Genomic DNA, 21,910 nt, shown 5'->3' on the forward strand with positions numbered 1-21,910 from the left:
AGCGATGGATCAGGGCGTGTACAGGAACGAAAGAGACTGTCTTGCAACGCGCCATTACAACAGTGCGGAACCCAATCAACTATAAAGTGGCTCGAAACATTGAGGCTGGGTTCTGTCTGCTAATTGCGCAGTCGGTGAGGTGTGACTGTCGAGGCGAGGAGTATGCCGCCGAGGTACGTGATGGCGTACTCGTCGTAGCGGGTTGCGACACCGCGCCAGTGCTCGAGTCGGTTGAAGCCCCGCTCGACGGTGTTGCGGTGTCGGTAGAGCGCGACATCGAAGGCCGGTGGTCGCCCACCTCGGGAGCCCTTCTCCTTCCGTCGTGCGATCTGATCGGATCGTTCCGGGATCGTGTGCGAGATGTGTTTGGTCCGCAGTAGTTTCCGAGGCGAGGGATGGGAGTACGCCTTGCCTGCCAGCAACCGCATCGTGCAACCGTGCCGATCCGGATAGATCTCGAGCAGCGGCGCCAGCTGTGGGTTGTCGCCGACCTGACCGGCGGTCAGCAACACGGCGACCGGAGGGCAGGTGCCGTCGACGAGGGCGCGGATCTTCGTGGTCCACCCGCCTCGGGAAGATCCCAGTGCGTGATCGGCGGGCTCGCTCGCAATCGTGCAATTCGACTCAGACACTGTGGGTCCCGCAGCCGGTGAACCCGCCGCGTGCTGGTGGGCCAGCACGCTAATCGAGTCGATCGCGACCAGAGCCACGCACAACTCCGCCCACTCGTCTGTGTTAGATCCTTCCTCACGCGCGAGAGGTGCTAGGCGTCAGAGAAGCGCCCGCTCCTCCGTCTTCGATCTAGTAGAGAGGCGCCGTCCAGCCGGAGGCGCTCAGCTATGAAGAGGCCGCTGGATCAAGTGCCCTGCTGGAGGTCTCGGGCGCCCAGATATAGCCCACGACGCCCCCGGCCAGCAGAACTGCAACGCACATTGCCAACGCGGCCACAACCCCGAAGTTGCCAACCACGATCGGCATGAAGAAGGTCAGCGCGGATGCACCGAACCGGCTCGATGCCACCGCAAGACCAACCCCACGCCCCCTCAGCTCGGTCGAGAACAATTCAGACGGATATACATACCCAACTGTGCTGGTTGCCTTTGTGACCAGCGCGAAGGTAGCGAAGACGAGGACAATGAACAGTGGACTCGCACCGGATATCATCAACGGAAGCAGGAGGAGCCCAGAAACAAGGAAGCCGCCGAAGGCCATCGTTCTGCGTGAAAGGCGGTCTATCACAAGGAGTCCCAGGAATGGCCCTATGGCGGCGCAACAGTAATATCCAAGTGAACCCGTGTATGGGTTTTCTACCCCCAGTGTTTCTACGACACGTGGTAGGAACGTACCGAGAGCAAAGGTGGGCATGACTGCAACGGTATACACCAAACACGCTATGAAAGTGCTTCTCGCAGTGTCGGAACGGAAAAGCGCTCGCAGGCTCGGCTCGACCGACTTCGGGGCAGTCTCCGGCAAATTGTAGTTCGCACCCATCCGGCTAGTCACAATTTTTCGAGCCTCGGCCACGCGTCCGTTCTGGACAAGCCAACGAGGCGACTCGGGTGCGCCGATACGTAGAGCGAAACTGATGATTGATGGAATTGCAGATGTGGCGAGTATCCACTTCCAGGAATCAGGCCCCAGGTCGCGCATGAGTAGCCCGACAATGTAGGCGGCCGCGAATCCCAATGTCCATGCGAATCCGAGTGCGCCCAATGCTCGGCCACGCCAATGGCGTGGGGATACCTCCGCGAGCAGCGCTTTCGACGAAACATAGTCTCCCCCGAGGAGAAGTCCCATGATGAATCGAACGATCAACAATGACCAATCGGGACTCGTCAGAAGCTGCAGGAGGGAGACCAGGGTGAAAATTAACATCAGGGGACCAAAAAATGGCTGTCGTCCGAAGCGGTCCACCAATCTTCCACAGATCAATGCGCCGAAAAATAGCCCGGCAAGTGTGGACGACCCGAGAAGCCCCTGCCACGTATCGCTGATGTCCATCGTGTCCGTTGCGACCGCCAACGCGATCCCGGTCACGCCGAGTACATAGCCGTCGGAAAACGAACCAGATGATGCGCTGAGGACGAGCCGCCTATGGAACGGTAGTACGGGGCCGGCGTCATACTCGACCATCCTGGTTGCAGTTTCTTCTGTCACTACAAAACCTTCCATCGTCTGCATCCTGTGTGGGCACAGCATTCTGAGCTGGTGTGGCAGGTGCGGATCTGTCAACGCACCGGTGCCTGTTGCAGTGTTTATACCGGGATGTCATCGGGCAAGCTAATACGGCTTTGCAAGTAATTCCATACGAAAGTCGTATGCGTGCAGGTGGGGTGCCTGTAGAGGTGCGCGGTCAGGTTGCAGGCGTTTGGGCGGAGCAACCACCGGGGCTACGTTCACAACGCGCGTGAGTTGATCACATGGTCCGAGGAAGAATGGGTTGGCATCTAATATGTCTTTGCAACAGAAGTCCGTCGACTACCGTGGCTATCGGACGGCTGGAATAAGGCTTTCCGAGGAGCTTTGGACCGATAGGTTATTTGCGTCTCGAAACCATGAACGAGCACCGTTGAAGTCGATTCTCGACTTCGATAAGGCCCACTTGGTGATGTTGGTGGAAACGGGCCTGGTGGAGAAGGGCGACGGACGCAAGATGCTGGCTGAAATCCGTGATATCGAGGCGAATGGCGTTCTGCTCGGCGAATGGGACGGGGGGATGCATTGGACCGAGCAGCAGTTGATTCAGCGCCTCGGTGAGCAAATTGGGGGATGGATCAATCTGGGAAGGAGTACGGGCGATATATCAGAGGTTTCACGGAGACTGAATGCCAGGAGACTAATTTTTTGCAATATTCACATGCTAAATAGTCTCCGGGAGGTACTACTGAAACTTGCGATGAAGTTTGTCGAGACTGTCGTGCCCGGTCAGACGTTTTTTCAGCATGCACAACCGACTACGCTCGGTCACTGGCTGAGCATGTGGGCGGCGACACTCGATCGTGACGTTCAGCGTTATATGGAGCTCGCAGTTCGGGTGAACCAGTCGCCGGCGGGTGCTGGGATATTGAGCACAACCGATTTCGAGATAGACCGAGAGCGCGTGTCAGAACTCTTGGGCTTCGATCGTCCCATCGCAAATAGCTTGGACGCGATCATGAGCCATGATGTAGGTCTGGAGACGATAAGCGTCGTGACCATCGCTGCTATGAACCTTGCGAGAATCGCCGATGATTTGGAACTCTGGATGTCTACCGAGTACCGATACGTAGACTTCCCGGACAGGTTCTGTGCGACCTCGAGCATTATGCCTCAGAAGAGGAACCCAAATATCCCGCAGCAGATCAAGGCGCAGTGCGCAAAGGCAATCGGCGCAATGTCTCTCGGAATCGCGTCGGAACGAGGTGCCACTGGTCAGCCGATGCTGGAGCGCTTCGAATGCGACGTAGTCCTCTGGGAGTTGCTCGAAGATCTGCCTCGGATCATGGGGGACTTGTCTACGATGCTCGATGCCATCGAGGTCGACGACAGGCGAATGCGGGAGAGTTCGGAACGTTACTGGGCCTCGGCTAGTGATCTGGCATCATTGATCGTTACCGAATGCGGTCTGTCTTGGCGTACCGCGCATCAGATCTGCGCCGTTGTCATCCGACTCTGTTACGAGCGTGGTCTTGAACCTCGAGATCTGACGTCGGCGATAGTGGACGAAGCTGCGTGCATGTACAGAGGAGAGCCATTGTCGCTTTCGTCGAATTCTCTTCGCTCAGCGCTCGATCCGATCACATCAGTGCACCGGCGAACGGTGCGTGGTGGCTCGGCACCGAGTGCGGTGTCTCGGGAGATCGCGTGTATGCAGGAACGCCTTGGGCACGACGTTCGTGCGGCATCAGTGTGCGAGCGCAATATCGCAGAATCTGAGGTAAGGCTCACCGCAGTGATTGACCGGATGCTTGCGGGATAGTTTGAACAAGCCTAACTACCCACAGAACCGAAAAGGTCGAGGTGCGCGATGAGCCTGACGCGTTTGAAGTACTTCGTTGTCGTCGCGGAGGAACTGAGCTTCACGAGGGCGTCCGCGCGTCTGCACATCTCACAGCCGCCACTCACGCAGCAGATCAGAACGTTGGAGCGTGAGGTCAACCAAGAGTTGTTCAAACGTAGTTCGCGAAGAATTTCGTTGACCCCGGCCGGTGAAGCGCTGTTGCCCGAAGCTAGGCGGATCCTGGAACGGTATCAGCGCTTGCCTGGATTGTTGCATGAGGCCGCCACCGAGAGCACCCGAACTCTGACGGTGGGTTGTGTGGCGTCAGCTGTGATCGGTCTTGTCCCACAGATTCTATGCGAACTCGGGCGCGCGAATCCGCGCGTTGCGGTGAGAATTCAGGAGGCGGGTGTCGAGACCCAAATGGACCGGCTGAGGTCCGGTGATCTCGACGCAGGTTTGTTGCGAGTCCGAGAGTTGGGGGAAGAGTGGTTCTGGGTAGACGCAGCGCCGGAATACTATTGTGCCGCAGTGCCGATATCGCATCCGTTGGCGCGACGAGGGGTCGTTCAATGGCGAGAGCTTGCGGATGAGGTTCTCGTAATCGCCGACCGGAGCCGCGCGTCGTTGGAATTCGATACCGTCATCGCAGCTTGCTCGAAGAATGGTTTTACGCCAATCGTGGTCGCCGAGGCCATTTCCGGATACAACATCATTCCATTGATATCAGGTAATCGTGGAATCGGGATTGTTCCCGAGCGCGTGTCCGCGTTCAAAATGGACGGGGTTGCGTACTGTCCGCTGAGCCCACGGATCGCGACTGTACCGATGCGGTTGGTTGTTCGGAAGAACAAAATCGACGCGAGCATCAATCGACTCGGCGAGCTTGTGAGAACAGCGTCGGTGCCGCTGTGTAGGTCAGAGGTATAGCAAGGATTGCCGGTGCGGGGGATTCTGCTTCACACTCACTGGGTCTCAGCCTGGATCCAACGATGTCTTGTTGGTCGGGTAGTGGGTTCGGGGGTGTCCGTTTTTGGCTCTGGGGTGTGGATGATCGTCTCCGTTCGATTTCCAGGGCCACCGGTGTGGGAGGTGCAGGGTCAGCCTTCGCGCTCGAGAACGCGATACGGGCTAGGAAGGTGATCAGGGTTGCCCGCCGTCTGCCGGTGATGGCTCGAATCGGTCTATCCGCCGCCGGTCCCCGGGGGATGTCAGGTTCGGTGGTCGTCCTGCCTCTGTCCGGGGTGCGTGGAGGGCTCGGATTCCGCGGGTGTGTGGGTGGTTGCGACCCAGCTGCGTAGCAGGTCGAGGGCGTCAGCCGACGGAGTTCCGGGGTCGGCAAGGTAGGTGGCGATTCGGACATCGGGGGTCGAGCCGAGGGCCAGGGTCTCGAATGCAACTGTGAGTTCACCGACCACGGGGTGGCGGATCGATTTGGTTCCGCTGGTGTGGACCGCGACCGTGTGCCCTGCCCACCAGGTGCGGAATTCGGGGCTGTGGGTGGCGAGCTCGCCAACGAGGGCCATGAGGGCACGGTCGCCGGGGTCGCGGCCGGCGAGGAGACGCAAGCCCGACACACTCTGCCGGGCGCTGCGTTCCCAGTTGACGTAAAACTCCCGGGAGCGGTCGTCGAGGAAGAGATAGCGCGTGTGGTTGAGCGGTTCACCGTTCTCGGGAAATAGATGTGGGAACAGGGCTCGTCCGAGGCTGTTGGCTCCGACCAAGTCGCCGAGCCGTCCGAGCGCTACGGCCGGGACATCGCCCATCGCGTCGAGGAGTTGCGTTGCTCGCTGCGGGAGGGACGACTGGGGTTTGGCACGTGACGTCCGCGCGCCTTCGGATGCTCGTGCGAGGTCGAACAGATGCTGGGTCTCCACCTCGTTCATGTGCAATGTGCGGGCCAGCGATTGCAGCACGCTCTCCGATACTCCACGGAGGTTCCCGCGTTCCATCCTGGTGTAATACGTTGTGCTCACTCCGGCGAGCTGCGCGACCTCCTCGCGGCGGAGTCCGGGTACGCGGCGTTCGCCGCCGAAGATCGTCACACCTGCCTCCTCGGGAGTAAGGCGCGCCCGCATCCCGGTGAGGAATTGCTGTACTTCGCGGCGGAGATCCATGGAATCGACGGTAGCCCTCGCGGTGGGCTGCGTGGGAGTGCATGGAAGTGCCTGTCAGCATGGACCGAGCTCGCTTCTGGGGGATAACGACAGTGACTCTCACACTGCTGGACGAGTACCTACTGTCGAGGCGTGCCTCAGAAGACGCTCACCTCGAACACCGGTGTCGAGATGCCGGCAATCGGGCTCGGTGTCTTCCAGACCCCGCCGGACTCCACGACCGCTGCGGTCGAGGAAGCTTTCCGCCTCGGCTACCGCCACATCGACACGCCCGCCGTGTACCTCAACGAGAAGCCTGCCCGCATCGCCGAGGACTTCGACGTCTTCGCCTTGGAGCTCCCACCGAGCCGCTCGCCGCGATCGACGCGTTCGACCCCGGAGTACGCGGCGGGCCGGACCGGACAGCGTCACTCTCGAAACGAACGGCAGATACCCGAGGCGTGAGTCCACGCCGTCGCCGACCGCGGTGACGACAGAGTTCAACAACTGACCAGGAGAGCGCAGTGCACAGCAACCCGACCGATCGCGGTCGCCGCAAGTTTTTGATGGGAGCGGCGGGGTTGGCCGCAGCCCCGCTGGTCGCCGGGATGGCGGCTAGCTGCACGTCGGCCGAGCAAACCCCGCAGTCCGGTGCCGTCGGCACGAGCGGCGCCGGCGAGGGTGCAGGGCTGGTGACTGCGGCCACAACGGTCACCGGGCGCCGCACAATCGGGTCCTTGGAAGTCTCGAGCATCGGGCTCGGATGCCAAACCATGCCCGGCAAGCTCTACGGCCCCGTCAGTGGTCGTGCGGACATGATCACCCTCACTCGAGCAGCTGTCGACCAAGGAGTGACCTTCTTCGACACGGCCGAAGCGTATGGGCCGCTCGAGTCCGAGCGAATCGTCGGGGAAGCTCTTGAACCCGTCCGCGATCAGGTAGTGATCGCGACAAAGTTCGGGTTCGACTTCGACCCACAATCCGGTGAGAGACGCGGCGGCCCGAACAGCCGCCCGGACCACATCCGGCAAGTGGTCGACGAGATGTTGCAGCGTCTGCGAACCGATCGCATCGACCTGCTCTACCAGCATCGAGTGGATCCCACAGTCCCGATCGAAGACGTGGCAGGCACTGTGAAAGATCTGATAGGCGAGGGCAAAGTCCTGCACTTCGGCCTGTCCGAACCAGGGCCCGATACCATCCGCCGCGCACACGCGGTCCAGCCGCTCACCGCGATCCAAAACGAGTACTCGATGCTCTGGCGTGGACCCGAGGACGTAATCCTGCCGCTGTGCGAAGAGCTCGGGATCGGATTCGTATGCTGGGCTCCTCTGGGAATGGGCGTCACGACCGGGACGATCAATCCCTACACCCGGTTCGCTGAGGGAGACTTCCGCGCCGCGGTGCCCCGGAACGCGCCCGACGCCTTGGCAGCGAACATGCCCCTGGTCCAGCTGATCCAGGAGTGGGCTGTGCGTAAGGGCGCCACTGCCGCGCAGATCTCCCTGGCTTGGCTGATGGCGCAGCGACCGTGGATCGTCCCGATTCCGAGCGCCACGAGAACCGCCCACCTTCTGGAGGATCTCGGAGCGGAGGAAGTCGCCTTCAGCGATGACGAGCTTCAGGAGCTGAACACTGCTTTGGCAGGAATCACGATCCACGGCGACCGGCTACCACCGGCAGTACTCGCCCAGACCGGTGTCGAAGCACCCGCCCTTTAGCGAAAGGCAAGAACAGCTGAGCGCCGCCCGGACGGAGATCCGGGCGGCGCTCGAGGTTCTGCTAGTCGAGATTGATGTAGACGGCCTTCGGATACAGGTAGCCCTCCACGTGTTCGCGGGCTCCCTTCCAGCCGTAACCGCTCATCTTGGTGCCGCCGAAGCCGATGGCCGGGTCGAGGACGCCGTAGCAGTTGACCCAGATCGTTCCGGCCTTGATGTTCTGCGAGACCTTGTGTGCGGTGGACAGACTGCGGGTCCACACACCGCCCGCGAGCCCGAACGGTGTGTCGTTCGCGAGCTGCAGCGCGTCGTCCATGTCGTCGAACGGGATCACCGAGGCGACCGGCCCGAAGATCTCCTCTCTGGCGATGGTCATGTCGTTGGACGCGCCGGCGAAGACGGTCGGCTCGACGAAGTAACCCGATGCGAGTTCGCCGCCGAGGCGGTTGCCGCCGCTCGCCAGCCTCGCACCTTCGTCGCCGCCGAGGTTGATGTAGTGCATGACCCGCTCGAGCTGACGCTCCGAAATCAGCGGCCCCAACTGGGTATTCGGGTCGAGTCCGTCTCCCACGCGGATGGTCTTCGTGAATTCCTGCATGCGCTCGACGAACTCGTCGTGGATCGAACGTTGAACGAAGATCCGCGTGCCTGCGACACAGACCTGGCCGCTGTTGGTGAACACACCCATGGCGGCGCCGGGCACGGCCTTGTCCAGATCGGCATCGGCGAAGACGATGTCGGGCGACTTGCCGCCCAGCTCCAGTTGCAGACGCTTGAGGTTGCCGGCGGACGCGCGGACGATGGTCTGCGCGGTGCCGATCGATCCGGTGAACGCGATCCGGTCGACGTCCCGATGTTCCGCCAGAGCCTGGCCCGCATCGGCGCCGTACCCTGTCACGACGTTGATCACGCCGTCGGGCACACCGGCTTCCATCATCAGCTCGGCCACCCGCAGCACCGACAGCGAGGCATCCTCGGCAGGCTTGAGAACCGCGGTGCATCCGGTAGCGAGTGCCGGGCCGAAGATCCACCACAGGCCGATCAGGGGGCCGTTCCAGGGAATGATCCCGCCGACCACGCCGACGGGGGCGAGGGATTTGAGCGTGAGGAAATCCCCGGGAAGCGAGTTCGGTGGTGTCGCCACGGTCGCGGCGTCGCACTGGGAGGCGAAGAACTGCAGAACCTGCGAGGTCCACTCGGCGAGTCCTCGAGTCCGGGACAGCGGCGCGCCCATGTCCATCGTCTCGATCAGTGCCAGTTCGTCGAAGTGATCGAGGACGATGTCATGAATCTTCAGTATCAACTTGCGGCGCTGATGCGGCGTCCATCGACTCCATTCACCCTCGAATGCTTGGCGGGCCGCCGAGACGGCACGGTCGACATCCGTCGCGTCACCCCTGGCGATACTGCAGAGCACTTGCCCTGTCGCCGGATTGACGGTGTCGATCTGCCGGCCGGATGTCGCTTCTATCCACTTGCCACCGATCAGATTCTTCTTCGCGCCCTGAATGAAATCAGGTACTGCAAGTGGTGTTTCGTCTTGTGTCAGCATTCGTTCTCCTCCCGTCCGGCCGCAGGCCGAAACGGTCGTGGTCGGCCGGTGCGGCCGAGGGTTGTCGTTGATTCGGTGGCCGGGCCGGGTGTCAGAATTCGAAGACCCCCTTGCCGTCGGATTGCTTGTCGAACCACTCGTACGCCTCGGCGGCCTGGTCCAGCGACCAGCTGTGGGTGTAGAGGTCGTCGATCGGGAGTCCGTGCTCGACGACGAACTCGGCGCAGCGCCGCTGCTGGATCGTGGACATCGTCCAGGACGTCATGATCGTCCACTGCTTCTTGTACTGTTCCTCGGTCCGGAAGTGCACTTCCCCGGGGAGTCCGATGAAGCAGGCCCGTCCCCACTTTCCGAGGATGCTCAGCGCGTCGCCGCCGGCTACTCCGGAGGTTTCCAGGATCAGCTCCACGCCCCGGCGGCCGGCGAGATCGGCGATTGTCGTGGCCAGGTCCACCTCGGCCGAGTTGACGACCTCACTCGCGCCGAACTTGCGTGCGCGTTCCAGTCTCGAATTGTTGACGTCGACCGCGATGACCCGGGCCCCGAGTGCCGAGGCGAGCATGGTCCCGGACAGTCCGACCGGGCCCTGCCCGAAGACGACCAGCGTTTTCCCGCCGATGTCGCCCAGCCGCATGAGACCTCCCCACGCCGTTCCGGTGCCGCAGCCGATCGCTGCGCCCGCCTTGTAGCTGAGGCCGTCGGGAAGCGGCAGGAGTGTCCTGGCAGGCACGACGGCGTACGGTGCGTGCCCGCCGTGGGTGGTGATGCTCATCGTCTGGGCGTCTCCGCGGTCGCACATCTGCGGCCATCCGGAGCGACACTGCTCGCACACGTCGCAACCCCAGTAGTGGTGGATCATGACGCGGTCGCCGACGGCAGCCGTGCCGGGGGACACCCCCTCCCCGACAGCGTGTACGTCACCGCAGGGCTCGTGCCCCTGAATGGTGTCGGCGCTCCCTCCGAAAGACACCGCGCCCCGGTAGAAATGGAGATCGCTGCCGCACATCCCGGACGCCCGCATCCGAACGACTACTTCTCCCGGCCCCGGTTGGGGTGCCGGGAACTCCTTGAGAACGACTCGGCCATCCCCCGGAAACGTGATTCCCTGCATTGTCTTCTTCCTCCTCGTGTCAGGTAGAGCAACTGCTCGGGCCGCACACACTCAGCTCGGCCGGTTTCGGAGCGCCGCCGTGGCCTGCACGTCGACGCGCAGCTCCTCGGGATCGGACCGCGGGTCGCCGATCACGACGACGCCGTAGTCGCGAGCCGCGCCCGCCACGCTGACGTACTCGTTGCGGACATCGGCGAGCACACGCTCGGGCTCGCGGGCGAACGGGTCGCCCCAACCGCCGCCGCCGTTGGTCAGGCACCGCAGGATCGACCCGGTCTTCGTCTGCCACACTTGCTGACTGGCGAAATAGTGGTAGACGCCGTCGTCCGGATCCAGGGCCTTCGTCTCGGGGTCGAGCACCCCGGCGACCGGGACGCTGTCGGTGTAGACGTCGGCGGACGTGCCGATCATCCGCGGCCGATCACCCTCCTCGTCCTCCGGCGGGAAGATCCAGATGGCGCCGTTCGGGCCCGGTTCACCGCCGTTGGCGCCGACTCCACTCGGGACCTTGGTGCGGAACGGCGACAGGTAGTGGTTGCCCTCGCTCAGCCAGAGCGTGTCCTTGAGGTTGGCGGCGCCGCCGCGGAACGTGCCGGGACCGCCGGTGTCGATCGCGTGTTCCTTGCGGAGCATCACTACGGGGGAGTCGTGCTCGATGGTTTCGGTGGCGGGGTCGAGATTGTTGAGGAAGAACAGGACGGTGTAGCTGTCACCGTCGCCCTCTTTCGTCGCGCCCCAGGGGCCGTGCTCACCGCCGCACTGGGTGGCACTGGTCCACGGCGATCCGTCGGCAGTCACGCCGGAGGCGTTGTGGGTGTTGGTGGAACCGTAGTCGCCGGCCACACCCTTCTCTCCGAGAGCGGGATTGAGCGCATCGAAGACGGCGGACACGACCGCCCCGGACGCTTCCCAGAACATCATGATTCCGCCGTCGGGCGGTAGCGACGAGACCAACGTGCCCGGCGGAGTGGCGAGGTCGATGTTGCGCCAGGTTCCGGACGTGAACGGAACCTCGGGGTCCAGCAGCATCGTCAGAGCGACGCCGACGGCCGTCTTGGTGTCGAGCACACCGCAGTTGATGCAGGTGCGTGCTTGCGGAGAGGTGCCGGACAGGTCGACTTCGACGTCCCGGCCACGTTTGCGGAGCGTCACCTTGACCGTGTAGTCGATGCTGTCGTCGACACCGTCGGCGTCGATCACGGCCGATCCCTCGTAGTCGCCATCGGGTACGAGTGCGATCGCGTCGCGCATACGTTCCGCCGACGTGTCGCAGGCGTAGGTCAGTGTCCCCAGATAGGCGTCGAGACCGTAGCGTGCGATATTCTCGAGCACGAGCTGCTCGCCCAGCTCGAGCTGCTGGTAGATGCTCTTGAAGTCGGGCAGCAGCATCCCGCCCCACCGCGTGTTGTCGAAGATCAAACTGAACGTCGAGCGGACTGGTTCGTCCTTGGACCACAACAGCATCGGCGGGATGACGAGACCGTTCTCGTACACGTTCGCCTTCGTGGCGGAGAATCCACCCGGCACGGTGCCGCCCATGTCGAGTTGGTGAGCGCGCATGTTCACGAACGAGACGATCTTGCCGTCGACGAAGACCGGGCGGATGAAACACACGTCGTTGACGTGGGTTCCGCCGCGGTATGGGTCGTTGCAGATGAGCACGTCGCCGGGGGACAGGTTTTCGGGTCCGAACTCCTCGACCGTGTTGCGCACGGCGTCGCCGAGTGTGCCGAGGAAGACCACGAGGCTGTTGCTGACGACGGCCATCGGATAGTTGTGATCGGGCGGACCGCTGATGGTGCAGGCGAAGTCGTACCAGTCGCGGATGATCGGGGAGAAGGCTTCACGCATGAATCCGGTGGACATGTGTTCCACCGCGTACCGCAGCCTGTTGAGAATCACTGCCGCCGTGAAGCGGTCGCAGCCGTAGGCGTCGGTGAACTGGGAGTCCGAGATGTCACGCAGCCGAGCCTGGTCGGCCGCATTCGCCGCGGACGTTTCGAGAGTGGTCATGGGTTCACTTCCTCCGGATGATCAGTTCGCCGTAGCGGCCGACGGTCGCCCGCTGGGTGGCACCGATGTGCGTCGTCGACAGGCCTTCGTCGACGATCGCCGGGCCTTCCACGACGTCTCCGGCGCACAGGGTGTCGCGGTCGTACACGTCGGCGGTCTGTGCTCCTTCACCGTCGGCGTCGATGTCGCCGAGGTAGCGCAGAACCGTCGTCCGGACCGGTTTCAGCGGGGCGTCGCCGCGCCGTGGGGCTTCGGGGTAGGCGACCTTCGGGGTGTCGAGGACCGCCCGGACCCGGAACGTCACGCCTTCGACGGGCATCGATTCGAATCGGTTGCCCGACCGGTTCTCGTAGGTGTCGTGGAAGGACTGGACCATGGTGGTGATCGCGTCGGCGTCGATGACGCCGTCCGGAACCGGGACGAACGGTGTCTCCCAGCTCTGCCCGGCGAGGTGGGCGTCCATGCTGCGGTGGAACGTCACGCCGGTGCCCTCGTCGAGCCCTTCGCGCAGCTGCGATTCCATCTCGCCGAGCAACGTGTCGATCGTCGGGGCGGCCTCGGGAGTGAGCAGCATGTAGGCGCTGCGGTTGGCGGTGAACACCTGGTCCGCGGACAGCAGGCCCAACGCCGAGAACAGGCCCGGATTCGGTGGCACGATCACCTGCTTGCAATGCACCGTGTCGAGCACTGCGGGCAACAGCATCGGGCCGGCCGCTCCGAACGCGACGAGGCTGTAGTCGCGGGGGTCCACACCGTTCTTGATCGCGACGTTGAACACGCCCTCCGCCATGTTGTTGACGGCCATTTCGTAGGCGTAGCGGACCTTCTGCGCCAGCGTGAACTCCGAATCGAGGTTCTCGAAGGCCTGCAGGGACAGTGCCGGATCGAGGTTCACCGCGCCGCCGGCGAACCGGGCGGGGTCGATGATCCCGATCATCAGGCACGTGTCGGTGGTGGTCGGCTGGGTGCCGCCGCGTCCGTAGCAGGCGGGGCCGGGGGAGGATCCTGCGCTGTCCGGGCCGACCTGAATTTCGCCCGCAGGCCCGATCGCGACGATGCTGCCGCCACCGGCGCCGATGCTGGAGATGTCGTTCGCCAGTGCATTCACGACGAGGTCGTGCTCGAGTTCGAAGCTGGTGTTGACGAACGGTTCACCCGCCGTGACCACACTGATGTCGATCGACGTGCCGCCGACGTCCGCGCAGAGCAGGTTGTTCTCTCCGATCAACCCGCCGAAATGGGCACACCCGACGGTTCCGGCAGCAGGGCCGGAGAAGACGATGCGGAAGGGTAGTTCCATCGCACGACTGGACGGAACGAGGGTGGCGGCACAGTCGGCGAAGTTGAGCTCCCCACTGAACCCGAGGTCGGCGAGGCTCTTCTCCAATTTGGCCGTGTAGTCGGTGTAGATGATCTTCATCAGCGTGTCGATCACCGTGGTCGATGCCCGTGCGTACTCCTTGGCGAGAGGAGAGACCTCGCTGGAGATCGAGCAGGGAACGTCGCCGAGGACCTCGCGGACCAGTTCGCGCAGGCGCACCTCGTGCGCCGGATTCACGTAGGCGTTGATCAGGCAGATGGCAACACCGGTGACGCCGCAGCTTCGGAGCACTTCCAGTTCGCTGCGGGCCTGGGCTTCGTCCAGCTCGAAGAGCACGCCGCCGTCGGCGGTGATCCGCTCGTGGATGCCGCGCCGCAGGTACCGCTCAACCAGCGGACGCGCGGCGTCACCGAAGCTTCGCCGCCAGCGCGAGTCCAGGATGGCGTGCGCCGGACGCCACACCCGTCCCATGTCGAGGATGTCGCGGTGCCCCTCGGTCGTGAGAAAACCGATCTTGGGCAGCCGCCGAGTGATCACCGCGTTCAGGCCGTGAGTGCTCGCGTGGTTGAAGACGCTGGCGTCCTCAACGCCGAGCGCCGCGGCGCCCTCGAGGACCGGCCCGAACACCTCGGCGTAATCGGTGGTGACCTTCGCGGTCTTGATCTGTCCGTCGCGTAGTGCGACAACGTCGGTGAATGTGCCGCCGACATCGACTGCAATCATCGTGGAATCCTTCGTTAGAGCAGGTCGGTGAGAAGTTGGATCGGCCCGAGCCGGGACCACGGTGACCGATCCAGGGACAGCAGGCAGTTCTGGCATTTGAGGACCTGGAACCAGCCGCCCTCGGACACCACGGGGTAGCGGCGGAGTTCCTCGGCGCCGCATCGTGGGCAGTAGCCGTCTGCGGGGGTTCGTTCGAGAACCAATGTCGTTGGGGTGTCGTGATCTTCGGTCATGGTGGGCACAGCTCCATGTGTTCGGGGGCGGCCACAACGCGGATGCGCTGGTCGTCACGACGGTAGGTTCGATGGGATCTGGGTCACAATCCTTCTGGCGAAGGTCGACGTCCACTTTTCGTACCGGGGAAACTGGAATGCGTGCGCGACCTGCACAGACTCGTGAATATGATGTATTATCCGTAGTCGAGCCGTTCGAGGCCGTCGGGCTACGACGGTCGGAGGAGGTAACAGCGCGTGCATCGCCGACACGCCGGCGCAGACCGGCAGCTCAGCTTCCGCACGGCGGATCTCGATACCGCACACGCACAGGTCGCGGAGACGTTTGCGGGCCACGACGTCCACGCCGACGGCCGCGGTGATCGGCGCCGCAACGCTCGGCGCCGAGACCAGCGTCTGGTACGGTTCCGAACAGCCGAGAACTGGATTTCCGACTCGATCTCGCTCCTGCGCCGCGGTTGACGATCGGTCGGATGTCGTACGGAGCCGCGGCGACCCTGACCGGGCCGCCGATGCGGCTCTGCTACCACGTCAATCTGCCGGTGACGGGTGAGAGCACCGTGGAGCAGAGTGGCGTACGGCGGAGCTTCGTCGCCGGCGAAGCGGGTGTGGCGTTCGGTCCGCAGGCGCCCGTGCTGGTGCAGTGGAGTGCGGATTCCTGGCAGTACCACATCAAGTTGCCGAAGGATCCGCTCGAAGCCCATGCGGCGAAGCTGGCCGGACGCCCGATCGGTGAGGAGATCCGGTTCGACCTGACGTTCGACCTGACGTCCAGTTCGGGTCAGGCGCTCGTCGCGACCGCCGGGTTCCTGTATGCCGAGCTCACCAGGCCGGATGGCATCTCCACGATTCCGGCGGCCTGTCACGAGCTCGAGTCGGCGCTCATGACTCAACTGCTCATGACCGTGCCGAGCCAGCTCACCCCGGAGTTGCACGGAAAGCCCGCCCACACCCGGCGATCCAAGATTCGCGAGATCGTCGACTACATCGACCGGCATCCGGAAGACGACATCACCACCGCCGATCTCGCGACGATGGCCGGAGTGAGCGAGCGCGCGTTGCAGGCGGGATTTCGGGAAGTGGTCGGAATGTCACCCACCGCCTACCTGCGCGGCGTACGACTCGACCGGGTACACCGCGAACTCATCTGCAGCGCAGCGGGATCTGTCACCGATATCGCGGCGCGGTGGGGCTTCTTTCATCCCGGTCGCTTCGCCCAGCAATACCGATCGCGGTTCGGATTCCTACCCTCGGAAACGGTGCAGCGCGCGCGGCGCTGAGAACGGGGACGGCGGCAGGCTGCTCATCAGCCCGCGTTCGCCTCGTCGTCGGCATCCCACAGCCCGCGCTGCTCGAGTTCCTCGATCAGGTGATCCGCGCCGTCCAGGATGTGCGATTCCATGAGCGTCTTCGCCTTCTTGCCCGCGTGCTTCCGCAACGCCTCGAGCAGCACGGGGTGCTCCTCCTGCGTGGTGGTGATGTGGCCCTCGATGGTGGCGTAGAAGCGGTTGGGAAGATTCGTGACGACGGAGCCCAGGAGGCGGGCAAGGCGCGGAGAGTCCGCGGTCAGATTGATCTTGCGGTGGAATGCGTGACCGAGGGAGGCGATACGTTCGGTGTCGCCCTTGGCGATGGCGTCCTGGTGCTGCTGGAGGATTCCCTCGAGCTCTGCGATCTGCTGGGGGGTGATGTTCTTCGCGGCCCGGGCGGCCAGTTCACCGGCCAGTTGCGCCTGAGCCCAGAAGAGGTCGCGCACGTCTTGCTTGGTGAACGGGGCCACGACGAAGCCGCGCCGGGGAACCATCTCGACGAAGCCTTCGCTCCGGAGCGCAAGGAGCCCCTCTCGCACGGGTGTCGTGCTGACTCCCACGGCTTCGGCAATCCGCTCGATGCGGAGGAAATCGCCCGCGCGCACCTCGCCGGAAATGATCATCTCGCGTACGTACGAGGCAACTTCCTCTGGAAGTTGCTGTCGCCTTGATCTGTCATTCAGGGCCATCGTCGGTCGCACCTTCCCGGATTCAGAGACTCGACATAATGTACCATTCGCGCCCCGCTGCTCGACCGCGGCGCCCGGCAAGGCTGACCTGCCGGCCGCTGTCGTGCGGCGTCGCGCCTTCCTGTGAGTCGATGCTCGTACCACCGCCGGGAAATATTGCGCATCACCTGGACATAATCCACAACGCATCATATATTTCTTCACTGTGATCCAGATCGCATGTGCCGCGGGGGTCGGTCGTTCCTGACGGACTGCGCGCGGACACGTCGACGAGTCGAGTGAGAGGGACCTGATGCCCGGTACGAAGGATGGGACGGCGAGGGCGGGTGTGCGCCCGTATCAGATTGCGACCGTGTTCTTCTGCATGTTCCTGAACATGCTGGACGGCTATGACGTCCTCGTCATGGGTTTTGCGATGCCGCACCTACCGGAAGGGTTTGCCACCAATCCGCAGAAGGGCTATCTGATCAGCGCCGCGCTCGCCGGAATGGCGGTGGGCGCGATCGGCCTCGCCCGCTTCGCGGATGTCATCGGCCGACGGCGCGTCCTGCTGGCCGGCCTTGCCGCCAACACGGTCGGACTGGCGGCGTCGGCGCTCTCGACCGGTTTCGAGACGCTCCTCGTGACCCGGTTCGTCACGGGCATCGCGATCGGGACCATCAGCGTCGTCATCATCGTCCTGTGCCAGGAGGCCGTCCCGCCCAATCGGCGAAGTGTGGCGCTCGGGCTGGTCATGATCGGGTACCCGCTCGGCACGATGCTCGCCGGGTTCGCCGGCGCGGGACTCGTCTCGGTGGCGGGTGGGGCATGGCAGGGCATGTTCTGGATCGGCTCCGTGCTGGGGGTCCTGTCGTTCGTCGTGACCGCCGCGTTCCTCCGGGAATCGGAGGACTTCCTCGCACGGAAGGGCACGAAGGGGCAGTCCGATCCGGCGGTCGCCGCACCGGATCGCGCGACCCGTTTGCTCGGCAGGGAACTGCGATCTCGTACCGTGCTCCTGGCGTTCGGGTATTCGATGCTCACCGCCGGGTACTACTTCGTGAGCACCTGGACACCGCAGCTCATCAAGGACGCCAGTGGTGACGCGGGCAGCGGCGCTCTCGCCGGCATCATGATCAGCTTCGGTGCGGTAGTCGGGGGATGCTTGTTCGGTGCCTTCGGGTTGCGGTTCCCCGGGGCGCGGATCGCGCTCGTCACCTCCGTCGTGTCCGCCGTGGCAATCGCGGGTTTCGCGGTCACGCTCCAAGGCCCGTTCGCACTGGCGATGGCGGGGTTGCTCGGCGGCGGCACCTACGCCGCCATGTCCGGGTACACCTCGACCTCGACGGCGGTCTACCCCGTGCTCGCCCGTGCCCAGGGATACGGCGCGATGATGGGTGTCGCGCGCGGTGGAGCCATTCTGTCGCCGATCATCGCGGGTTACGCGCTCAGCGTGATGACGCCGCGCACGATGTACCTCGCGGTCATCGTGCCTCTCGTGCTGGCGGCGGTGGTGGCGACGGCTCTCATACGCGTCACCCGTGCCGTCGAGACCGAGACGTCGAGCCTGGAACCCCGCTTACTCGTTGCTCCGGAGTAGCCGAAGGACCGCCCGGGATCCTCCCGGGCGGTCCTTCGGTCTCGAACGGTCATCCTCAGTCGAACAGGATGACGCCTCGGATGTTCTTGCCGTCTTTCAGATCTCGGTATCCCTGGTTGATGTCGTCGAGCCGGTAGGTGCGGGTGATCATGTCGTCGAGGTTGAGCTGGCCGGCCTTGTACATGTTCAGCAGCCGGTTGACGTCCCAGGTGCCGTTGGTCGAGCCGAAGACGCATCCCTGCAGCCGCTTCTGGGACAGGGTCAGGTCGGCGATCGGGATCGGCAGACCGACGCGGGAGTGTTCGCCGACGGCGGTGACGACGACGGTGCCGGCCTTGCGGACCGCGGCCAGTGCCTGGGCGACGTGTTCGGGTTCGAGGACGCCGACGGTGATGACGAGGGCGTCCGCGCCCTGCCCGTTGGTGGACTGTTTGGCGAGTTCGGCCGCTTCCTCGATGGTCGCGACGGCGTGGGTCGCGCCGAACGTCTTCGCGCTGTCCCGTTTGAAGGCGACGGGGTCGACGGCGATGACGTGCGACGCTCCGGCGTGCCGGGCGCCCTGCAGTGCGGCGGATCCGAGTCCGCCGATGCCCATGACGATGACGGTGTGCCCGGGTTCGACGTTGCCGAGGTTCACCGCCGATCCCCAGCCGGTGCTCACCCCGCATCCGACGAGGCAGGCCTTGTCGAGGGGGATGTCCTTGTCGATCTTGACCACCGAGTTGATGGAGACCGTCGTGGTCTCGAGGAAGGTCGAGATCCCGCACATCTGACCGACCGGCGTCCCGTCCGTCGTGTGCACCCGGAACGTGCCGTCCGTCCAGCGCGGTCCGGCGAGGATGCCGGCGGCGAGATTGCACAGACTCTGCAGATTGCTCGAACACCAGCGGCAGTGGCCGCAGGACGGGATCGCGGAGAAGACGACGTGGTCGCCGACCTCGATGCCCTTGTAGTTGGGGGAGGCCTTCGTGACGATGCCTGCGCCCTCGTGGCCGAGGGCGAACGGGTACATGCCGACCGGAATGTCCCCGGTGACGTGGTGGTCGTCGGAGTGGCACATGCCGCTCGCGACGAGCTTGACCTGCACCTCGTCTTCGCGGGGATCCTCCAGTTCGAGGTCGATGACCTCGAGTTCGCCGGGGATCTGCCGAATGACTGCGCCGCGGGTTCTCATGCTTTCTCCTTGGGGTCGGTGGATGGGATGTTCTGGGGTCAGTCGGAGAGCCGGGTGACCACGGACTTCGTCTCGAGGTATTCGGCCAGTGCCTCGGCACCGTTCTCGCGGCCCCAGCCGGACTGCTTGTAACCGCCGACCGGCATCTGCACACCGCCCGCCCGGTGGACGTTGATGCCGATCCGGCTCGCCCGCAGCCGATGAGCGATCGAATGGGCGCGGGCGACGTCCCGCGTCCAGACGCTGCCGGCGAGGCCGTACTCGGTGTCGTTGGCGGCGGCGACGGCAGCGTCGATGTCGGTGAACTTCATGACGCCGAGCACCGGACCGAAGATCTCTTCGCGGATCATCGCCATCGAGGGGTCGGCGTCGACCACCACGGTCGGCTCGTAGAAGTAGCCCTTGTCGCCGATTCGCTTGCCGCCGGCCACGACCCGGGCCCCGGCCGCGATCCCGCCCTCGACATATCCGTTCACCCGGTCGAGGTGGCGCTGCGAGATGAGGGGCCCCAGGTCGGCGTCCGGGTCGGCGCCGTAACCGACCTTCAGGTTTCGGCTGAACTCGGCGACCCCGTCGGCCACCTCGTCGGCGATGTCGCGGTGGACGAACAGCCGGGAGCCGGACGTGCAGATCTGGCCGGAATTCCAGAAGATCCCGATCCCGACGCCGGGGATCACGGTGTCGAGGTCCGCGTCCGGCAGCACGATCATCGCCGACTTGCCGCCGAGTTCGAGCGAGACCTTCTTGAGGTTGCCTGCGGCGGCCTGCACGATCTGCCTACCGACCTGGGTCGACCCGGTGAAGCTCACCTTGTCGACGCCGGGGTGCGCGGCGAGCGGAGCGCCGACCCGCGGCCCGAATCCGGTGACGACGTTGACGACGCCGGGCGGCAGTCCCGCGTCGAGGACCAGCCGGCCCACGGCCAGCGCGGTCAGTGACGCCTCCTCCGACGGTTTGAGCACACACGAGCACCCGGCGGCGAGCGCGGGCGCCAGTTTCTGCGCGATCGCGACGATCGGCGCGTTCCACGGCACGATCAGTGCGGCCACACCGACCGCTTCCTTGCGGGTGTATCCCTGGAAACGCATGTCGGCGGGGCCGATCTCGACGCTCTTCCCCTCGACCTTGTCGGCCCAGCCGGCGAAATACCGGAACTGATTGACCGCCTCGCCGACCATGAGGCGCGCCTGCGAGACCGGCATGCCCGCGTCCATGCTCTCCAGCGCGGCGAGTTCGTCGACCCTGCTCTCGAGCGTCTCGGCGATGCGCCACAGGATCACCGACCGTTGCTGGCCCGACAATCGCAGCCACCGCCCCTCGCCGAAGGAGCGGCGGGCGGCGGACACCGCGGCGTCGACGTCGGCCTCGGAGCCTTCGGCCACCCGGGCCACCTGCTCTCCGGTACCGGGATCGATCGCCGGGAACGACGCACCCTCGGCCGCGGGCACCCACGAACCGTCGATCAGCAGTCGTTCCGGCTCGATGAGTTCTTTCAACGCCTGAACACCGGTAGTCGGCGTCATCTGCTACCTCCGAGTGATTCTGTGACCGATCGCGCCACAACGTTGCAAGTGCATAGTACAGAATATATAAAATTCGTGTGACGCATGGCGCTTTGTATGTCATGCGTGGCGTAGCGCACTCGTGAGCGCGAGAAGGTCGACAAGAGCATCATGATCTTGGGCGCGGGCGGCGAGCTGGTGTCCCTGCCCGCGCCCTCGTTCCTGATCGAGCACCCGGAGCACGGATTGCTCCTCTTCGACACCGGTCTCGCCGGTGCCGGCGATCCCGCCTCCACGTACGGCCCGCTCGCGGAGATTTTCACCATCGAATTCCCTGCGGAACGCGCACTCGACCGCCAACTCGAGTCGCTCGGATTCGGCACGGCCGACGTGAAACGGGTGGTGATCTCGCATCTCCACTTCGATCACACCGGCGGCCTGGAGCATTTCGCCGGGGCGCAGGGATACATCGGATCCGGGGAGCTCCGGTACGCGCGCACGCCCGACAACCACGTCACGGCCTTCTTCCGTCAGGAGGATCTCGACGCGGCCGATCGGATCGACTGGATGGAGGTGCCCGCCGGATACGACCACGACATGTTCGGGGACGGCAGTGTCGTCGTGCTGTCGATGCCCGGGCACACACCGGGTTCACTCGGGCTGCAGCTCCGCCTGCCGGACGGGAGCACGCTGGTCCTGTCCGGCGACGTCGCGCACATCCAGGACAACATCAGCTGTTGCGTCGGCATGCCGGCCGACTCCGACACCGCCGACGCGATCGAATCGTTGAAGAAGTTGAAGTTGCTGCGCAGCCAACCGAATACGACAGTGTGCGTCAATCACGACATCGACGATTGGAACCGGCTCCGTGTGAACGGGCGGCAGGTCGTCTAGACCGACGGAGGCG

Annotated in this window: 18 protein-coding genes and 1 pseudogene; 8 read left to right on the forward strand and 11 right to left on the reverse strand. The window is 64.2% G+C overall.

Translation table 11 applies throughout. From position 1 onward, the window contains the following. Positions 1-119: 119 nt before the first annotated feature. Positions 120-728, reverse strand: a pseudogene (locus tag CJ177_RS11270) (IS5 family transposase); the annotation flags it as partial. Between the two features lie 109 nt (positions 729-837). Next, positions 838-2,172, reverse strand: coding sequence for an MFS transporter (locus CJ177_RS11275; RefSeq protein ID WP_179443204.1), 1,335 nt, complete (start codon positions 2,170-2,172; stop codon positions 838-840). Positions 2,173-2,452: 280 nt separating this feature from the next. On the opposite strand from CJ177_RS11275, the gene argH reads away from it, so the two are divergent. Together argH and CJ177_RS11285 are read left to right on the forward strand one after the other, a co-directional pair. Beyond that, the gene (argH, locus tag CJ177_RS11280; protein WP_095867762.1) at positions 2,453-3,958 is read left to right on the forward strand and encodes an argininosuccinate lyase; all 1,506 of its coding nucleotides are present in this window, start codon (positions 2,453-2,455) and stop codon (positions 3,956-3,958) included. A gap of 48 nt (positions 3,959-4,006) precedes the next feature. Beyond that, positions 4,007-4,909, forward strand: a complete 903-nt coding sequence (locus tag CJ177_RS11285) for a LysR family transcriptional regulator (protein ID WP_095867763.1) — start codon at positions 4,007-4,009, stop codon at positions 4,907-4,909. Positions 4,910-5,190: 281 nt separating this feature from the next. Here the strand turns inward: CJ177_RS11285 and CJ177_RS11290 are convergent, their stop codons facing one another. Next, positions 5,191-6,024, reverse strand: a complete 834-nt coding sequence (locus tag CJ177_RS11290; protein WP_373560044.1) for a helix-turn-helix domain-containing protein — start codon at positions 6,022-6,024, stop codon at positions 5,191-5,193. A 204-nt stretch (positions 6,025-6,228) separates the two neighbouring features. Between CJ177_RS11290 and CJ177_RS49370 the strand changes: the two genes are divergently transcribed. Next, positions 6,229-6,540: a hypothetical protein gene (locus CJ177_RS49370; protein ID WP_005250362.1), complete on the forward strand. Its 312-nt coding sequence runs from the start codon at positions 6,229-6,231 to the stop codon at positions 6,538-6,540. A gap of 59 nt (positions 6,541-6,599) precedes the next feature. Next, complete coding sequence (locus CJ177_RS11300; protein ID WP_095867764.1) at positions 6,600-7,796, forward strand: aldo/keto reductase; 1,197 nt, start codon at positions 6,600-6,602, stop codon at positions 7,794-7,796. A 61-nt stretch (positions 7,797-7,857) separates the two neighbouring features. Here the strand turns inward: CJ177_RS11300 and CJ177_RS11305 are convergent, their stop codons facing one another. From CJ177_RS11305 to CJ177_RS48295, 5 genes are all read right to left on the reverse strand, one after another. Continuing rightward, positions 7,858-9,348 (reverse strand): aldehyde dehydrogenase, encoded by a 1,491-nt coding sequence (locus CJ177_RS11305; RefSeq protein ID WP_005250367.1) that lies wholly within the window; start codon positions 9,346-9,348, stop codon positions 7,858-7,860. Between the two features lie 91 nt (positions 9,349-9,439). After that, entirely contained in the window at positions 9,440-10,459 is a 1,020-nt protein-coding gene (locus CJ177_RS11310; RefSeq protein ID WP_179443206.1) for a zinc-binding dehydrogenase, read from the reverse strand. 51 nt (positions 10,460-10,510) lie between these two features. Then, positions 10,511-12,472: a hydantoinase B/oxoprolinase family protein gene (locus CJ177_RS11315; RefSeq protein WP_005250370.1), complete on the reverse strand. Its 1,962-nt coding sequence runs from the start codon at positions 12,470-12,472 to the stop codon at positions 10,511-10,513. A 4-nt stretch (positions 12,473-12,476) separates the two neighbouring features. Further along, on the reverse strand, positions 12,477-14,516 hold the full coding sequence (locus CJ177_RS11320) for a hydantoinase/oxoprolinase family protein (protein ID WP_095867766.1): 2,040 nt from the start codon (positions 14,514-14,516) through the stop codon (positions 12,477-12,479). Positions 14,517-14,530: 14 nt separating this feature from the next. Further along, positions 14,531-14,749 carry a hypothetical protein gene (locus CJ177_RS48295; RefSeq protein ID WP_025433425.1) on the reverse strand — a complete coding sequence of 73 codons (219 nt, stop codon included), beginning with the start codon at positions 14,747-14,749 and terminating at the stop codon, positions 14,531-14,533. Between the two features lie 237 nt (positions 14,750-14,986). On the opposite strand from CJ177_RS48295, the gene CJ177_RS47375 reads away from it, so the two are divergent. Together CJ177_RS47375 and CJ177_RS11330 are read left to right on the forward strand one after the other, a co-directional pair. After that, the gene (locus CJ177_RS47375; RefSeq protein ID WP_179443207.1) at positions 14,987-15,211 is read left to right on the forward strand and encodes a hypothetical protein; all 225 of its coding nucleotides are present in this window, start codon (positions 14,987-14,989) and stop codon (positions 15,209-15,211) included. Beyond that, complete coding sequence (locus tag CJ177_RS11330) at positions 15,208-16,029, forward strand: AraC family transcriptional regulator (RefSeq protein ID WP_257014481.1); 822 nt, start codon at positions 15,208-15,210, stop codon at positions 16,027-16,029. Before CJ177_RS47375 ends, CJ177_RS11330 begins: the two co-directional genes overlap by 4 nt. Before the next feature lie 26 nt (positions 16,030-16,055). On the opposite strand, the gene CJ177_RS11335 is transcribed toward CJ177_RS11330, so the two are convergent. Then, complete coding sequence (locus CJ177_RS11335; RefSeq protein WP_080578304.1) at positions 16,056-16,748, reverse strand: GntR family transcriptional regulator; 693 nt, start codon at positions 16,746-16,748, stop codon at positions 16,056-16,058. Between the two features lie 292 nt (positions 16,749-17,040). Between CJ177_RS11335 and CJ177_RS11340 the strand changes: the two genes are divergently transcribed. Continuing rightward, positions 17,041-18,327, forward strand: a complete 1,287-nt coding sequence (locus tag CJ177_RS11340; protein WP_095867767.1) for an MFS transporter — start codon at positions 17,041-17,043, stop codon at positions 18,325-18,327. A 55-nt stretch (positions 18,328-18,382) separates the two neighbouring features. Here CJ177_RS11340 and CJ177_RS11345 read toward each other — a convergent pair whose 3' ends face one another. Then, a complete protein-coding gene (locus CJ177_RS11345) occupies positions 18,383-19,501 on the reverse strand; it encodes an NDMA-dependent alcohol dehydrogenase (RefSeq protein ID WP_095867768.1) in 1,119 nt (372 codons plus the stop codon). Positions 19,502-19,539: 38 nt separating this feature from the next. After that, a complete protein-coding gene (locus CJ177_RS11350) occupies positions 19,540-21,024 on the reverse strand; it encodes an aldehyde dehydrogenase (RefSeq protein ID WP_095867769.1) in 1,485 nt (494 codons plus the stop codon). 150 nt (positions 21,025-21,174) lie between these two features. On the opposite strand from CJ177_RS11350, the gene CJ177_RS11355 reads away from it, so the two are divergent. Next, positions 21,175-21,897, forward strand: coding sequence for an N-acyl homoserine lactonase family protein (locus CJ177_RS11355; RefSeq protein ID WP_257014482.1), 723 nt, complete (start codon positions 21,175-21,177; stop codon positions 21,895-21,897). The last annotated feature ends 13 nt before the right edge of the window (positions 21,898-21,910 follow it).

Source organism: Rhodococcus sp. ACPA1 (assembly GCF_002300195.1).
Classification (GTDB): domain Bacteria; phylum Actinomycetota; class Actinomycetes; order Mycobacteriales; family Mycobacteriaceae; genus Rhodococcus_F; species Rhodococcus_F opacus.

What these genes read in the sequence shown, in the direction of transcription:
- CJ177_RS11275 (WP_179443204.1), bottom strand. Translation starts at nt 2,172, where the DNA reads ATGGAAGGTTTTGTAGTGACAGAAGAAACTGCAACCAGGATGGTCGAG.
- argH (WP_095867762.1), top strand. Translation starts at nt 2,453, where the DNA reads ATGTCTTTGCAACAGAAGTCCGTCGACTACCGTGGCTATCGGACGGCT.
- CJ177_RS11285 (WP_095867763.1), top strand. Translation starts at nt 4,007, where the DNA reads ATGAGCCTGACGCGTTTGAAGTACTTCGTTGTCGTCGCGGAGGAACTG.
- CJ177_RS11305 (WP_005250367.1), bottom strand. Translation starts at nt 9,348, where the DNA reads ATGCTGACACAAGACGAAACACCACTTGCAGTACCTGATTTCATTCAG.
- CJ177_RS11310 (WP_179443206.1), bottom strand. Translation starts at nt 10,459, where the DNA reads ATGCAGGGAATCACGTTTCCGGGGGATGGCCGAGTCGTTCTCAAGGAG.
- CJ177_RS11315 (WP_005250370.1), bottom strand. Translation starts at nt 12,472, where the DNA reads ATGACCACTCTCGAAACGTCCGCGGCGAATGCGGCCGACCAGGCTCGG.
- CJ177_RS11320 (WP_095867766.1), bottom strand. Translation starts at nt 14,516, where the DNA reads ATGATTGCAGTCGATGTCGGCGGCACATTCACCGACGTTGTCGCACTA.
- CJ177_RS48295 (WP_025433425.1), bottom strand. Translation starts at nt 14,749, where the DNA reads ATGACCGAAGATCACGACACCCCAACGACATTGGTTCTCGAACGAACC.
- CJ177_RS11335 (WP_080578304.1), bottom strand. Translation starts at nt 16,748, where the DNA reads ATGGCCCTGAATGACAGATCAAGGCGACAGCAACTTCCAGAGGAAGTT.
- CJ177_RS11340 (WP_095867767.1), top strand. Translation starts at nt 17,041, where the DNA reads ATGCCCGGTACGAAGGATGGGACGGCGAGGGCGGGTGTGCGCCCGTAT.
- CJ177_RS11345 (WP_095867768.1), bottom strand. Translation starts at nt 19,501, where the DNA reads ATGAGAACCCGCGGCGCAGTCATTCGGCAGATCCCCGGCGAACTCGAG.
- CJ177_RS11350 (WP_095867769.1), bottom strand. Translation starts at nt 21,024, where the DNA reads ATGACGCCGACTACCGGTGTTCAGGCGTTGAAAGAACTCATCGAGCCG.
- CJ177_RS11355 (WP_257014482.1), top strand. Translation starts at nt 21,175, where the DNA reads ATGATCTTGGGCGCGGGCGGCGAGCTGGTGTCCCTGCCCGCGCCCTCG.